11 protein-coding genes are annotated in these 14,413 nt (G+C 72.0%); 2 read left to right on the plus strand and 9 right to left on the minus strand.

From position 1 onward, the window contains the following. Positions 1–92: 92 nt before the first annotated feature. The 4 genes from IO36_RS10505 to leuS all read right to left on the minus strand — a co-directional run bounded on the left by IO36_RS10505 (position 93) and on the right by leuS (position 6,560). The gene (locus IO36_RS10505; RefSeq protein ID WP_245173202.1) at positions 93–1,184 is read right to left on the minus strand and encodes a ComEA family DNA-binding protein; all 1,092 of its coding nucleotides are present in this window, start codon (positions 1,182–1,184) and stop codon (positions 93–95) included. Positions 1,185–1,726: 542 nt separating this feature from the next. Continuing rightward, positions 1,727–2,572, minus strand: a complete 846-nt coding sequence (locus IO36_RS10510; RefSeq protein WP_037618747.1) for a DegV family protein — start codon at positions 2,570–2,572, stop codon at positions 1,727–1,729. Positions 2,573–2,644: 72 nt separating this feature from the next. Next, entirely contained in the window at positions 2,645–3,376 is a 732-nt protein-coding gene (locus IO36_RS10515; RefSeq protein WP_037618748.1) for a hypothetical protein, read from the minus strand. Between the two features lie 292 nt (positions 3,377–3,668). Further along, positions 3,669–6,560 carry a leucine--tRNA ligase gene (gene leuS / locus IO36_RS10520; protein WP_037618750.1) on the minus strand — a complete coding sequence of 964 codons (2,892 nt, stop codon included), beginning with the start codon at positions 6,558–6,560 and terminating at the stop codon, positions 3,669–3,671. A gap of 421 nt (positions 6,561–6,981) precedes the next feature. Here leuS and IO36_RS10525 point away from each other — a divergent pair, with 421 nt between their 5' ends. Next, positions 6,982–8,253: a ferric reductase-like transmembrane domain-containing protein gene (locus IO36_RS10525; protein ID WP_209441178.1), complete on the plus strand. Its 1,272-nt coding sequence runs from the start codon at positions 6,982–6,984 to the stop codon at positions 8,251–8,253. Continuing rightward, a complete protein-coding gene (locus tag IO36_RS10530; protein ID WP_037618753.1) occupies positions 8,250–9,869 on the plus strand; it encodes an NADH-quinone oxidoreductase subunit NuoF family protein in 1,620 nt (539 codons plus the stop codon). Before IO36_RS10525 ends, IO36_RS10530 begins: the two co-directional genes overlap by 4 nt. A 515-nt stretch (positions 9,870–10,384) precedes the next feature. Here the strand turns inward: IO36_RS10530 and IO36_RS10535 are convergent. From IO36_RS10535 to IO36_RS10550, 5 genes are all read right to left on the minus strand, one after another. Then, positions 10,385–10,618, minus strand: coding sequence for a DEAD/DEAH box helicase family protein (locus tag IO36_RS10535; protein WP_037618755.1), 234 nt, complete (start codon positions 10,616–10,618; stop codon positions 10,385–10,387). Between the two features lie 3 nt (positions 10,619–10,621). Further along, positions 10,622–10,795, minus strand: a complete 174-nt coding sequence (locus IO36_RS47360) for a hypothetical protein (protein ID WP_167347389.1) — start codon at positions 10,793–10,795, stop codon at positions 10,622–10,624. Between the two features lie 482 nt (positions 10,796–11,277). Beyond that, positions 11,278–11,964 (minus strand): histidine phosphatase family protein, encoded by a 687-nt coding sequence (locus IO36_RS10540; protein WP_037618757.1) that lies wholly within the window; start codon positions 11,962–11,964, stop codon positions 11,278–11,280. Then, complete coding sequence (rsfS, locus tag IO36_RS10545; RefSeq protein WP_037618758.1) at positions 11,961–12,404, minus strand: ribosome silencing factor; 444 nt, start codon at positions 12,402–12,404, stop codon at positions 11,961–11,963. The genes IO36_RS10540 and rsfS overlap by 4 nt, the downstream gene beginning before the upstream one ends. A 126-nt stretch (positions 12,405–12,530) precedes the next feature. Beyond that, complete coding sequence (locus tag IO36_RS10550; protein ID WP_037618760.1) at positions 12,531–14,408, minus strand: LCP family protein; 1,878 nt, start codon at positions 14,406–14,408, stop codon at positions 12,531–12,533. Between the last annotated feature and the right edge of the window lie 5 nt (positions 14,409–14,413).

The raw sequence follows: 14,413 nt of genomic DNA on the forward strand, positions 1-14,413 counted from the left end.
GCCGGTGGCGCCGGGGGGATCGGCCGGACGGCGCGACGCACCCCGCGGTTCCCCCGGCCCTTCGCCCGGCAGCGGTCCGGCCCGCTCTCCGCTCATGGCCGCACCAGGTTCCTGAGGTCAGCGAAGCGGCGGTCTCCGATCCCGCTCACCTCGCGCAGCTCGTCGACCGAGCGGAAACCGCCGTGCGCCGTGCGGTAGTCGATGATGTGCCGGGCCAGCACGGGGCCGACGCCGGGCAGGCTGTCGAACTGGTCGACCGTGGCCGTGTTGAGGGGAATCGGCGCGGCGGGCACCGCGCCCGCCGTGGATCCTCCGCCGCCCGACGGTCCCGGGAGGACAGGACCGCCCGGTCCGGCTCCCGCGGGCGGGGCGGACGCGCCGACCACGATCTGTTCGCCGTCGACGAGGAGCCGGGCGCGATTGAGGCCGTCGGTGTCCGTGCCGGGCCGGGGCCCACCGGCGGCCCGCAGGGCGTCCTCGACTCGGGACCCGGCCGGCAGTCGCTGGATCCCGGGCGCGCGGACCTTCCCGCCCACGTCCACGACGACCACGCTCCCGCCCGCACCGGCGGCACCGGCGGCACCCGGGAGTCCGGCCGGGGCGCCGGATTCCGCTCGCGTCGGCTCCCCCGGTCCGTGCCCCGGCGCGCGCTTCCCGCCGTACGGTGCGGCGGCGCTCACCACTTCGGGAGCCCGGACCGGCCGCGTCCGGCCCGCCCAGAAGTGCTGCACGGCGAGGACGGCGGCCACGACCAGGAGCACGCTCAGCGCGACCACGCTGCGGCGTTCCAGACCACAGCGCGACTGCAGCCACAGCGGCAGCCGCTCCCGCACGGCGAGCCCGGCACGCCCTCGCCACGCGCCCACCTCGTCGACCGGACACTCGGTCGCCCCGTCGACCGGAACCCGGGCCGGAGCGACTCGGGCGGGCTCCCGAAAGGTCGGATCGGCCGGGATCAGCCCGGTCGCGGGCGGCCCGCCCCAGGCCTGATCGACTCGGGCCGGATCGTCCAGGGTCGGATCACCCGAGACCAGCCCGACCGGAGTGGGCTCGGCCAAGGCAGGCCCCACCGAAGTCGGCCCGCCCGGGATCAGCCCGACCGAGGCCGGCTCCACCGGGATCACCTCGGACGGCACCACCTCGTTCGGCACCACCTCGTTCGGCATCACCTCGGTCGGAATCACCGCCGTCGGAATCGAAGGCGTCGGACCCAACCCGGTCGGGGCCCACCCCCGGGGACGCCAAGGGCCACGGACGGAACGACCGGTCAGAAGGTCCGTACCCGCCAGTCCCGTACCCGCCAGTCCCGTACCCGCTGCCGCATCCGCGCTCGGAACCCCCCGCCCCCTGCCGTCCACGTCCGGCGGTCCGTTGCCCGACTCGCGTCGAACCCGGGTGCGTTCGGTGAACAGGGCGTCGGCCCGCAGGCGCAGGGCCGCGGCCGAGGCATCGTGGCGACGGGGCCGGCCATGGCTGTCGTGGCGGCCGGTCCGGCTGGTGCCGTCACGGCGGCGGTGTCGGCTGCGGCTGTCGGAGTGGGGGCCGCGACCCGGACCGCTGGTCGGGGTCGCGCTGCGTGAGCTCGGTCGAAGTGCCATGCCGCGAGGATCCGGCATCCCGGCATCTCGCGATGATCTTGCTCAATTCCGGTGGAGAGCCGCCCAGTTGTGGACAACTCCATCACTCGTGCGAGCGACACACACGGATGCCACCGGCTCCGGCGCCCTCATCGGGGCGAGACGACCGCCGCCAGCAGCCCGGGGCCGGTGTGCGCTCCGATCACCGCGCCCACCTCGCTCACATGCAGTTCGGCGAGTCCCGGCACCCGCGCCCGCAGACGGTCCGCGAGGGCCGACGCCCGCTCGGGGGCCGCCAGATGGTGCACCGCGATGTCGACCTGGGCGCTCCCCGCGCGGTCGGCCACGATCTCCTCCAGCCGCGCGATCGCCTTGGACGAGGTGCGGACCTTCTCCAGGAGTTCGATACGGCCGTCGCGGAGCTGCAGCAGCGGCTTCACGGCGAGCGCGGACCCCAGCAGGGCCTGCGCCGCCCCGATCCGGCCGCCGCGGCGGAGGTAGTCGAGGGTGTCGACGTAGAAGTGGGCGGACGTGCCCGCGGCCCGCTTCTCGGCGGCCGTGACCGCGTCGTCGACGGTCCCGCCCGCCTCGGCGGACTCGGCGGCGGCCAGCGCGCAGAACCCGAGGGCCATGGCGACCATGCCGGTGTCGACGACGCGCACCGGCACCGGGGCCTCGCGCGCCGCGAGCACAGCGGCGTCGTAGGTGCCCGAGAACTCGGAGGACAGGTGCAGCGAGACGATTCCGGTGGCGCCGGACTCGGCGACCTCGCGGTAGGTCGCGGCGAACGCCTCGGGGCTGGGCCGGGACGTCGTGACGGGGCGCCGCTTCTGGAGTGCCTGGGCGAGGGAGCGGGCCGAGAGCTCGGTGCCGTCCTCGAGCGCCTGGTCCCCGAGGACCACGGTCAGCGGGACCGATGTGATGCCGTGGCGCTCCATCGTCCGCGGCGGCAGGTAGGCCGTTGAATCGGTGACGATCGCGACATGGCGGGACATGAGCTGGAGATTACCTGGCGGGGAGGGTGCTCGGCAGCCCGGCCCCGTCCGCCCGCGGTAGGAACGGCCGGATCATGTCGTGCTCTCGGGGCGGGGCTTCTTCTGCCAAGGGTAGGTGGGCCGTTGGCCGGGGGGCGTGATGGCCGAGGGCCTCGGCCGGTCCTCGGCGCGGGACCCCCGGCTCTCCGGGCGGGTCCGTCCGTCCGAGGTGCCCTCGTCCGTGCCGGGAGCGTCGGGCCAGGAGGCGGCGGGCCCCGGCTCCTTGGTCCAGTGGCGCAGGGCGCCGGCCTCCACGTCGATCTGGGCGCTCAGGCTGTCCAGGTCGTCGCCCGCGAAGCGGTGGGCCCGGTCGCGGGCGGCCCAGCGCAGCGAGTCCGCCGACTTCGTGATCCGCTGGGTGCGCTCACGCAGGCCGGGGAGCCGGGTGGCGAGCGTGGCCCGGTCGGGCTCGGCCTCCAGACGCTTCAGTTCGGCGTCCAGCTCGTGCCCGTGGACGCTGAGCCGCTCGAAGAGGCCCAGCGACTCCTTCAGGGACTCGTCCTCCATGACGCCCGCCTGGAGCGCGTCCTGGGTGGCGCGCATCGAGGTGCGCAGGGTCAGTCTGAGCTGGGCGAGCTCGCCCTGGGGGCCGGGCTGGGCGTAGGTCTTCGCGCGCAGGGTGGTGTCCTCGACCGTGCGGCGGGCCTGCGAGATGGTGCGGTCCACGCCCCGCTTGGCGGCGCCGATCACTTTCACCGTCGCATAGGCGCCGAACACCACGAACAGCAGGAAGAGCAAGGCGATTACGGTGATCACGGTCCCCATCACACTCCTCCTCCGACCGGTCGCGGCAACTGTCGCCGTGCTCTCAACGGTAAACGCTGCGGGCAGGTTCGGAGTTCCGAAAGGACCCCGAACCTGCCCGTAGGGGACTACCCCGAGCCGTCGCACCGCCCGGACCTGCACGGCTGCCGGACCCGGGGCCCGGCACCCTTCACGACATGGCGGCCGCACCGCGACGGCCGGCCCCGACGACCCGGCCGACGACCAGGTCGGCCGCCGGAACCCGACGACCCACCGGCCGCCGGGCCGCACCGACCGCCCCGCAGCCCCGCGGCTACGCGGTGACGATGTTCACCAGCTTCGGCGCGCGCACGATGACCTTGCGGATCCCCGCGCCGTCCAGCGCCGCGACGACCTTCTCGTCGGCCAGGGCCACCTTCTCCAGCTCCGCGTCGGTGATCGACGGGGAGACCTCCAGGCGCGCCTTGACCTTGCCCTTGATCTGCACGACGCAGGTCACGGCCTCGTCGACGACGTACGCCGGGTCGGCCACGGGGAAGTCCTGGTGGACGACCGTGTCGGAGTGGCCCAGCTTGCGCCACAGCTCTTCGGCGATGTGCGGGGCCAGCGGCGCGACCATCAGCACCAGGGCCTCGGCGACCGGCCGCGCGACCGGGCCGCCGGCCTTGGTCAGGTGGTTGTTCAGCTCGGTGACCTTGGCGATGGCGGTGTTGAACCGCATGCCCTCCAGGTCCTGGCGCACCCCGTCGATGGCCTTGTGCAGGGCACGCAGCGTGTCCTCGTCGGGCTCGGCGGAGCCGACCGTGACCTCGCCGGTCGTCTCGTCGACGACGTTGCGCCACAGCCGCTGCAGCAGGCGGTACTGGCCGACCACCGCGCGTGTGTCCCAGGGGCGGGACACGTCCAGGGGACCCATCGCCATCTCGTACAGGCGCAGGGTGTCCGCTCCGTACTCGTCGCAGATCTCGTCCGGGGTGACCGCGTTCTTCAGGGACTTGCCCATCTTGCCCAGCAGCCGGGAGACCTTCTCGCCCTGGTAGAAGTAGGCGCCGTCGCGCTCCTCCACCTCGGCGGCCGGGACGGCGATGCCGCGGCTGTCGCGGTACACGTAGGCCTGGATCATGCCCTGGTTGAACAGCTTGTGGAACGGCTCGGCGGACGAGACGTGGCCCAGGTCGAACAGGATCTTCGACCAGAAACGGGCGTACAGCAGGTGCAGCACGGCGTGCTCGGCACCGCCGACGTACAGGTCGACACCGCCGTGCGGCTGTCCCTCGCGCGGACCCATCCAGTACTGCTCGATGGCCGGGTCGACCAGCTTCTCGTCGTTGTGCGGGTCCAGGTAACGCAGCTCGTACCAGCAGGAACCGGCCCAGTTGGGCATGGTGTTGGTCTCGCGGCGGTACTTCTGCGGGCCGCGGCCGTCCTCCAGGTCCAGGGTGACGTGGACCCAGTCGGCGTTGCGGGACAGCGGGGTCTCGGGAGAGGTGTTCGCGTCGTCCGGGTCGAAGGTGCGCGGCGAGTAGTCCTCGACCTCCGGCAGCTCCAGCGGCAGCATCGACTCGGGCAGCGCGTGGGCGACGCCGTCCTCGTCGTAGACGATCGGGAAGGGCTCGCCCCAGTAGCGCTGGCGGCTGAACAGCCAGTCGCGCAGACGGAAGTTGACGGTGCCCTCGCCGATGCCCCGGCGGGCCAGCCACTCCGTGATGCGCGCCTTGGCGTCGACGACGCCCAGACCGTCCAGGGAGATGTCCTCTCCGGCGGAGTTGACGATCTTCGCGTCGTACGAGGAGAAGGCGTCGTCCCAGGTGGAGGCGTCGGTGCCGCGGTCGTCCGAGGGCTCGACCACACAGCGCACGGGCAGTTCGAAGGCGCGGGCGAAGGCGAAGTCGCGGGTGTCGTGCGCCGGGACGGCCATGATCGCGCCGGTGCCGTAGCCCATCAGCACGTAGTCGGCGATGAAGACCGGGACCTTCTCGCCGTTGACCGGGTTGGTGGCGTACGCGCCGGTGAAGACACCGGTCTTGTCCTTGGCCTCGGCCTGGCGCTCGACGTCGGACTTCGAGGCGGCCTGCGCGCGGTAGGCGGCGACGGCCTCGGCGGGCGTCGCGTGGCCGCCGGTCCACACGTCGTGGGTGCCCTCGGGCCAGGCGGCCGGGGTGAACTTCTCGACCAGCGGGTGCTCCGGCGCCAGCACCATGTAGGTGGCGCCGAACAGGGTGTCCTGGCGGGTGGTGAAGACCGTGATCGCTTCGCCGTCGACCGGGAAGTCGACGCGGGCGCCCTCGGAGCGGCCGATCCAGTTGCGCTGCTGCAGCTTGATGGCCTCGGGCCAGTCCAGCGCGTCCAGGTCGTCCAGCAGGCGGTCCGCGTAGGCGGTGATGCGCATGTTCCACTGGCGCAGCTTGGCCTTGAAGACGGGGAAGTTGCCGCGCTCGCTGCGGCCGTCGGAGGTGACCTCCTCGTTGGCCAGGACGGTACCCAGGCCCGGGCACCAGTTGACCGGCGCGTCGGAGGCGTACGCCAGGCGGTAGCCGCTCAGCACGTCGGCGCGCTCGGTGGCGCTCAGCTCGTTCCACGCGCGCACGTGGCCGCCGACGGCAGGGACGGCACGCTCACCGCTCTCGAACTGGGCGATCAGGGCGGAGACGGGGCGGGCCTTCGCGGCCTCGTCGTCGTACCAGGAGTTGAAGATCTGCAGGAAGATCCACTGGGTCCACTTGTAGTACTCCGGGTCGATCGTGGCGAACGACCGGCGCTTGTCGTGGCCCAGGCCCAGCGAGCGCAGCTGGACCTTCATGTTCTCCATGTTGGCCTCGGTGGACACGCGCGGGTGCGTGCCGGTCTGCACGGCGTACTGCTCGGCCGGCAGGCCGAAGGCGTCGAAGCCCAGGGTGTGCAGGACGTTGTGACCGGTCATCCGCTGGAACCGGGCGTACACGTCGGTGGCGATGTAGCCCAGGGGGTGACCCACGTGCAGGCCCGCGCCCGAGGGGTACGGGAACATGTCCATGATGAACTTCTTGGGCCGGGCCGCCAGCTCCGGGTCCCCGGCCAGGTCACCGGTGGGATTCGGGGCCTCGTACGTGCCCTCGGCGTCCCAGAAGTCCTGCCAGCGTGCCTCGATGTCGGCGGCCAGGGCGGCCGTGTAGCGGTGCGGCGCGGCCGACTCGGCGGTGGCGGCAGCGGTGTTCGTCTCGCTCATGTCCTCAAAGCTCCATCGGTCGTCTCTGCCAGCGGCTGTGTCACGCGGAAACGAAAAATCCCCTCGCACAGGAGGGGACGCCGCGCCGATGCCGACCACGATGCGTCAGTGGTCGGTGCTGATCAGCGCGGCTCGCTAAGCAGAAGGCGTACGGCACGCATGGCGTCAGGGTACCGCAGCGTCCGCACGGGCCGCGACGAGGTTCCGGGCGGTTCGGGCACCTCTCCTGCCCCGCGGGGGCCGGAAAAAACGTTGAACGATGTTCAAATTTTACTTCGCTTAACGGACGCTTGCGGACAACACAAAGACCTCATTGCCCTTTGGTAACAACGCAATAACTCAAACGTGGAGCTCGGCGCGTTTTCTCGACCTAGAGTGCGCCTTCGGGACCGCTTCCCCGAACCGTAGGGAGTAACCCCTCATGGACCCTCGTCGTAACAACAGCTCGCTTCCCCGGATGGGCCGTTCGGCCTATGGGGTGGCGACGGCTGTCGCCCTGTTCCTCATACCCGTGATCGTGCTGGTGGGAGGCAACGCGGTCCAAGACTTCCTGAACTTCGGCGCCGGCGTCCTGTCGCTGGTCTCCCTGACGTGTTCGGTGATCTGGGGCCTGGTCGCCCAGGACCGGCTCCTCCTGGACACGCGCCAGCGGATCATCGCGCAGGGCGTCCACCGGGTGACCGCCGTCGGCTCGATCGCCTTCCTCCTGGTGCACGTCACCGTCAAGCTGGCGCTCGACCACACCGTCCTGATCGCCGCGCTGATCCCCTTCAGCCTGGGCGTCACGGGCATCGGCGGGCTCATCGGCCTCGGCTCGCTGGCCGGCCTGCTCATGATCTTCGTCGGCATCACCGGTGCGCTGCGCAATCAGTTCGCCGCTCCGGCCGTCGTCGCCGCCCGCTGGCGCGCGATGCACATGCTGGCCTACCCCGCGCTGTGCGCGGCCCTGGTCCACGGCCTGTTCGCGGGCCGCGCCGCGAAGCCCTTCTTCATGGTCTCGTACGAGCTGTGCCTGGCCGGCGTCATGGCCGCCCTCCTCGTGCGCGCCGCCCCGAACCCGGTCAAGCACAGGATCGCGGCACAGATCCTGGCGATCACCGGCGGCGGCAGCGCCCGCGGGTTCCGCGAGGACCTGGAGGCCTCCCGCGCCGCCGCGATGGAGGGTCAGGGCGGCCGCTCCGAGCGTCGTTCCGCGGGCGAGGACGGCGTCCCGTCCCCCCGCAAGGAGCGCAAGGACTCCACGTCCTCGCTGTTCGGCGGTGCGCAGGGCGCCGCGGACACGGCCGGCTTCGCGGCGGCCTACCGGACCGCGGCCCCCGGCGACGCGGCCCCCGGCACCCAGCAGTTCCCGATGCCCTCCAACGCCCAGCCCACAGAGACGTTTCCGCGCGCCGGCAACGGCGGGCAGGGTGCCTGGCCCGTTCCCCAGTCGGCCCCGGTCGGCGAGGCCCCGGCATCGGCGTACGACCCGCTCCAGGACACCGGATACACCACCCCCGTCTATGGCAATCCGGCCACCGGCGGCTACGGGACGAGTGATGTGTACAACACCGGTGAGACGAATCAGTCCTACCGCACGTACAACAGCAACGACACGTACGACAGCGGTCCCACGACTGACGTACTGCCGGGCGCCTTCGACGCTCCTGGCTCCGGTGAATCCTGGAATGCCCCTTCCGGAGGCTTTAAGTGAACGAGGCCCTGCCCGACGTCCCGGAAGTCCGCGTGGTCGGACTTCCGCAGCTCACGTCGGGTTTCGACCTGGTTGAACGTCTTGATCTACCCATGCACCTCAAGGTGCACGGTCCGCTCGAACCCCTGGGCGGAGAGGACCTGGCGAGCCTCGCCGAGGACATCAATCTGAAGGGCCGCGGCGGGGCGGGCTTCCCCTTCGGGAAGAAGCTGCGCTCGGTGGCCGAATCGGCCATCAAGAAGGGCATCCGCCCGGTGGTGGTCGTCAACGGAAGCGAGGACGAACCGGCCTGCCGCAAGGACACGGTGCTCATCAACCGTGCCCCGCACCTCATCCTCGACGGCGCCCTCCTCGTCGCGGAGGCCATGGGTGCCCGCACGCTCGTGATCGGTGTGACCCGCGAGTCCACCCAGCGCTCGATGGAGGCGGCGCTGGCGGAGCGGGGGCTGAGCAACCGCAGGGGGTCGCCCCTTCGCGCGCGCGTGCAGCGCAATCCGGTGCGCATGGTGACCGGAGCGGCCGCCTCGCTGATCCGCTCGATCGACGGCGGCCCGGCCGTGCCGCCCGGCCGCAAGGTCAGCGCCTCGCAGTCGGGCGTCGGGGGCGCGCCCACCCTGCTGTCGAACGCAGAGACGTTCGCGCAGCTGGCCATCGCCGCCCGCATCGGCCCGGAGCGCTACCGCAACACGGGCCTGTACGACGAGCCCGGCACCGTCATGCTCACCGTCTCGGGCGCGGTCGCGCGCCCGATGGTGATCGAGGTCCCCACGGGCGTGCCCCTGCGGTACGTGCTCCAGCTGGCCGGCGCCCCGGCGATGCCGCAGGGCGTGCTGACCGGCGGCTACCACGGCAAGTGGCTGGACGCGGCGACCGTCAACGACGCGATCGTCTCGCGCGACTCCCTGGCGGCGGTCGGCGGCGCGCTCGGCGCCGGCGCGATCCTCCCCATCACCCAGGAGACCTGCCCGCTGGGCGAGTCGCTGCGCGTGATGCAGTGGCTGGCCGACGAGAGCGCGGGCCAGTGCGGTCCCTGCTACCTCGGTCTGCCCGCCGCCGCGCGCGGCCTGGCGGACATCCTCAACGGCGGCGGCCCGGCGGCCCTGGAGGCCGTGAAGCAGGTCGCCAAGTCGGTGAAGCGGCGCGGCGCCTGTTCCCACCCGGACGGCTCGGCGATGTTCATCGAGTCGACCCTGAAGGCGTTCACGGACGACCTGGCCGCGCACGTCCTCGGAAACGGCTGCGGAAGGCCCGTGGAGGGCGTTCTGCCGCTCTTCGAGGACGGTCAGGTGCCGATGGGCGTCCTGAGCGGCCCGAGCGAGCAGGAGGCGGGGCCGGCCCGCCAGAAGATCTTCGTCGACTGGACCCTGTGCCGCGGGCACGGCCTGTGCGCCGACCTCCTTCCCGAGGTCTTCGAACTGGGCGCCGACGGCTTCCCCACCGTGGCGCAGGCCCCGGTGCCCCGGTTCGCCGAGGCGAAGGCCCTGCGCGCGGTGCGCCGCTGCCCGGCGCTGGCCCTGCGCATCGAGGAGGACACGAGGGGCTCGTCCTCCTCGCGGACCAACCTGCCGGTGCTGTCCCAGGGCCGCGGGCGCCGCGCGCTCGGCAGCGGCCGCTGACCCGAAGGAGCGGGCCGCCGGGAACGGCGGCCCGCCCTCGGCATGTTCCGGATGTTCCCGGCGCGGGAGGTTCACCCGTGGCGCCGGGAGGCCCGTTCCGTGAAGGACCCGGGAAACGAAGAAGCGGACCACCCTGATCGGGTGGCCCGCTTTCAACGACTGTGGAGCTAAGGAGAATTGAACTCCTGACCTCCTGCATGCCATGCAGTGAACCACCAAATCGTTTCCGGTCCGTACGGATTCGCGCCGCATGTCGCATTTTCCGGGTCCTGGCGTGCGCCGCGCCCGCCCCGCCCTGCCCGCCGCGCCGGCCCCGGCGGGCCTCAGCGGCCCCACAGGCGGCTCACGGCACCCCGTCGCCCCTCCGGGGCGCCCGGGGACGCGGACGGTGCGCGGGGGCGGCTTCAGGGCGGCCGGAGGCCCGCGGCCAGGAAGGGCCGGCTCCCGGGACCGGAAGACTCCCGGAAACGGGAAAGCCCCGGGGACGGCCCGTCCCCGGGGTCACACGGCCTCGATCAGGCCGTGGCGAACGAATAGAACCGCTTGAGCGTGCAGTGCTCGTCGAGGAGCCGTGCGTAGATCGGCTCGCCCTCCAGCTCGCGGTACGTCTCGATCGGGTCGCCTTTTATGATCAGCGCCCGCGCGCATTCCTCGCACCAGTACTGGTAGTCGTGGTTGACCGGCTCCATGTCGCGGACGATCGGCGTACCACTGCCGCACCAATCGCATTTCCGCCTGTGTGCACCCATCAATCAGCTCCAGCTGTGGCCGCAGGCCGTGCACACGTAGGAGATTCCTCCGTTGTCACCGAGAACCTGGGCAACGTGGACCGATCCGCAGGAAGGGCAGTCGAGGAGGGTGGCTTTCTCACGGTTCAGTGCCACTTCGAGGAGATCGTCGACCTCCTCGAGGATGCTGGCAGGCATCGCTACTCCCTCCCGTCGGGCCGCGCCCCCTTCCGGCCGTTTGATTCTGCCACGGCCGGAGCAATACGGTCAGCGACGCCTGCGTACCAGTCCGGACACGGGCACCCGGCGCGGCCGTACGGGGCGGCGCATACGAGCACGCCGGGAGCGCGTCCGCAGAGGTATACGCCCCAGGGACCCCAACCGACTCAAGCGATTCCGGAAGAGTGTGCCGAAGGCCACGGTGCCCGGGGGTCCGGGGCGCTCGCCCGGCCCCTGACGGTCCGGCGGCCGGAGCGGACCGGCGCTTCCGGGGCGAAGGACCCCGGTGCCTCCGGGGCGAAGGACTCGGGAAACGAAGAAGCGGACCACCCTGATCGGGTGGCCCGCTTTCAACGACTGTGGAGCTAAGGAGAATTGAACTCCTGACCTCCTGCATGCCATGCAGTGAAATCCGGTCCCGCCGGGGCCGCGCGAGGGGATGAAGAGCGGCCCGGCGCGCCTCAGTCGTCGTCGCCGAGGACCGGCTCCGGCAGCGTGCCGGCGTTGTGCTCGAGCAGCCGCCAGCCGCGGACGCCCTCGCCGAGGACGGACCAGCAGCAGTTCGACAGACCGCCGAGGCTCTCCCAGTCCTGCGACTCCAGGCCGAGCAGACGGCCGATCGTGGTGCGGATCGTGCCTCCGTGGCTGACGACGACGAGGGTGCCGTCGTCGGGCAGCTTGTCCGCGTGCCGCAGCACCACGGGGGCGGCGCGGTCGGCGACCTCGGTCTCCAGTTCGCCCCCGCCGCGCCGCACCGGCTCGCCGCGCTTCCACGCGGCGTACTGCTCGCCGTGGCGGGCGATGATCTCCTCGTGCGTCAGCCCCTGCCAGACGCCCGCGTAGGTCTCGCGCAGGCCCTCGTCGTGGGTGACGTCCAAGCCGGTGAGGACGGCCAGCTCGGCGGCCGTGGCCGCGGCGCGCTGGAGGTCCGAGGCGACGATGGCGTCGGGCTTCAGCGAGGCGAGCAGCCGGGCGGCGCGCCGGGCCTGCCCGATGCCCGTCTCGGTCAGCTCGACGTCGGTCGAGCCCTGGAACCGGCGGTCCACGTTCCAGGAGGTCTGGCCGTGCCGCCACAGGATGATGCGGCGGCCCCGGCCGGGCTTCCCGTCGGAGGCCGGGCCCGCGGCCCCGCGGGCCTCGGCGCTCACCGGAGTTCCCCCAGGCCGGCGGAGTCCTCCTCGGCCTGGAACTTCGCGTGCTCGGCGGCCTTGCCCCGGGTCGCCTTGGCCTCTTCGGGCAGGTCGAGCTCCGGGCAGTCCTTCCACAGCCGCTCGAGGGCGTAGAAGACGCGCTCCTCGCTGTGCTGGACGTGCACGACGATGTCGACGTAGTCGAGCAGCACCCAGCGGGCCTCGCGGTCGCCCTCGCGGCGCACCGGCTTGGCGCCGAGTTCCTTGCTCAGGCGCTCCTCGATCTCGTCGACGATCGACTTGACCTGGCGGTCGTTCGGCGCGGAGGCCAGCAGAAAGGCGTCGGTGATGGAGAGCACATCACTGACGTCGTAGGCGATGATGTCGTGCGCGAGCTTGTCTGCGGCCGCCTGTGCGGCGGTGTTGATGAGCTCGATGGAGCGGTCCGTGGCGGTCACTGCGCGGCTTTCCGTCGGCGGTCGGTTACCCCTCAAGGGTCTCACGGACCGCCGACGACACCCCACGCGTTTCTCCGGCCACGCCCCGGGGCCGAGCCCCGGGGCGTGCCGCCGGTCACTCGTGGGTCACCCCGTCTTGGTGCTGGTGATCTTGTAGTCCTGGCCGAGGACGACGGACACGTCCGCGTTGCCCGAGGCCTTGCCCTTCGTGACGCTGCCGGTCGGCAGCCCCAGGGTCTTGGCGACCTCGACGGCGTCCGCCTTCCTGGCGGCGTCGGCGTACGTGATCCTGGACACGCTCCGGGCGGCCGAGGTGCCGGAGTCCAGGAACGTGTAGCCGCCGTTGACGAGGACGACACGGGCCTGGCTCGTGGCCGCCTTGACGCCGGTGGCGTTCTCGATGCCGACGCGGACCGCGGACCCGGCGTCGGGGCTCTTGGCCGTACCGCCGAGAACGTCCTTGATCACACCGCTGGAGGCGGTCGTGCTCAGGGTGCCGTCCTGCTGCACGGGCAGCATCGCGGTCTTGTAGTCGCCGCCCTTCGCGAGGTCGGCCAGTTTGGCGAGGAAGGCGCCGAGGTCCTGGTCGGTCAGGGACGGGTCGAGGATCTGGGCGAGGGTCTGCACGGTGGTGGTCGCGGCCTGCTTGTCCGAGGACAGCTTGCGCATCACGCCCTGCATGACCTGCCCGAACCGCTCGAGCTGCGCGTTCTGGGCCTCGCCGGGCGCGCGGTAGGTGGCGTAGGCGACGGCCATCTTGCCGCTGAGGGTCTGGTCCTCGCCCTTCTTGACGAGCGGGTCCCCGCCCTTCTTCTTGTCGGCGGGGTCGGGCACCGCGGCGTTGGTGGTGACCTCGATGTTGCCGACGAGCTCGACGAGGTTGTCCAGATAGGGGGTGTCGAGCCGCCAGGTGCCCTGGATGCTGGTGCCCAGGACGGTGTCGAGCGCGTCCCGGGTGCCGGAGGAGCCGTCGTCGTCGACGGACTTGGCGAGGGTGGTCGTCGAGCCGTCGTCGTCCGTCAGGGCGAGGGCGTTGGGCAGCAGGACGGTGGTGCCCTGCTTGGTGGTGGTGTTGTCCACGAGCAGGGCCGTGGAGGTGCCGCCGCCCTTGGTGTTGTGCAGATGGACGACGATCACGTCGCGCTTCTGCGCGGCGACGGGCGTCGAGGCCCCCGGCTTGGCGTCGGAGGTGCCGCCGGGCAGCTTGCCCGCGTACCAGAGGTAGCCGGCGCCGCCGACGAGGGCCAGGGCGAGGACCACGACCAGGGCGACGACCCGGCTGCGGGCGCGGCGCTTGGCCTCCTCGCGGCGCTCCGTGCGGTTCTCGGTGAACTTGAGCCAGTCGATGACGTCCTCGGACTCGGCTTCCTGCTCCTCGACGAAGGCGAACTGCTCGGTGCGGTAGTCCCGGTCGGCCTCCGGGGCGTCGTCCTGCGCCGGCCGGGCCTGCTGCGGGATGCGGGCGGCCTGCTCGGCGACCCGGGGCTGCCGCCCGGTGCTCGTGGCCCCCGCGGGCTCGCCCTCGCTCGCGTAGCCGCCGTCGTACGGTGCCTGCGCGGTCCCGGTCCCACCGGCCCCGGGCGCACCCGTGCCGAACGGGTCGAAGGGGTCGTAGGAGGGGACGGCCCGCTGTTGACCGGTGTCGTAGGAGGGGACGGCCCGCTGTTGACCGGTGTCGTAGGGGGAGACGGCCCGCTGCTGACCGGTGTCGTAGGACTGCGCGGCCCCCCGGCGGCCGGTGTCATAGGGGGACACCGTCTCGTGCTGCCCCGTGTCGTAGGGCGGCATCTGCTGCTGCCGGCCCGTGTCGTAGGGCCGGACGGGTTCCTGACGTCCCGTCGCGTAGGGGTCGTAGCCGTAGCCCTGCTGTTGGCCGGCGTCGTAGCCGTCGTACCCCTGGCCGGGCTGCTGCGGGATCGGCCGGTACACAGGCTGCCCGTACTCGTCGTAGCCGACGATCTCGTACTGCTCGCCGCCCGCGTATCCGTCGTATCGGTCGTTCACCGGGT

It is taken from the genome of Streptomyces aureus (assembly GCF_000725495.1).
Classification (GTDB): domain Bacteria; phylum Actinomycetota; class Actinomycetes; order Streptomycetales; family Streptomycetaceae; genus Streptomyces; species Streptomyces aureus_B.

What these genes read in the sequence shown, in the direction of transcription:
- IO36_RS10510 (WP_037618747.1), bottom strand. Translation starts at nt 2,572, where the DNA reads ATGTCCCGCCATGTCGCGATCGTCACCGATTCAACGGCCTACCTGCCG.
- IO36_RS10515 (WP_037618748.1), bottom strand. Translation starts at nt 3,376, where the DNA reads ATGGGGACCGTGATCACCGTAATCGCCTTGCTCTTCCTGCTGTTCGTG.
- leuS (WP_037618750.1), bottom strand. Translation starts at nt 6,560, where the DNA reads ATGAGCGAGACGAACACCGCTGCCGCCACCGCCGAGTCGGCCGCGCCG.
- IO36_RS10525 (WP_209441178.1), top strand. Translation starts at nt 6,982, where the DNA reads ATGGACCCTCGTCGTAACAACAGCTCGCTTCCCCGGATGGGCCGTTCG.
- IO36_RS10535 (WP_037618755.1), bottom strand. Translation starts at nt 10,618, where the DNA reads ATGGGTGCACACAGGCGGAAATGCGATTGGTGCGGCAGTGGTACGCCG.
- IO36_RS47360 (WP_167347389.1), bottom strand. Translation starts at nt 10,795, where the DNA reads ATGCCTGCCAGCATCCTCGAGGAGGTCGACGATCTCCTCGAAGTGGCA.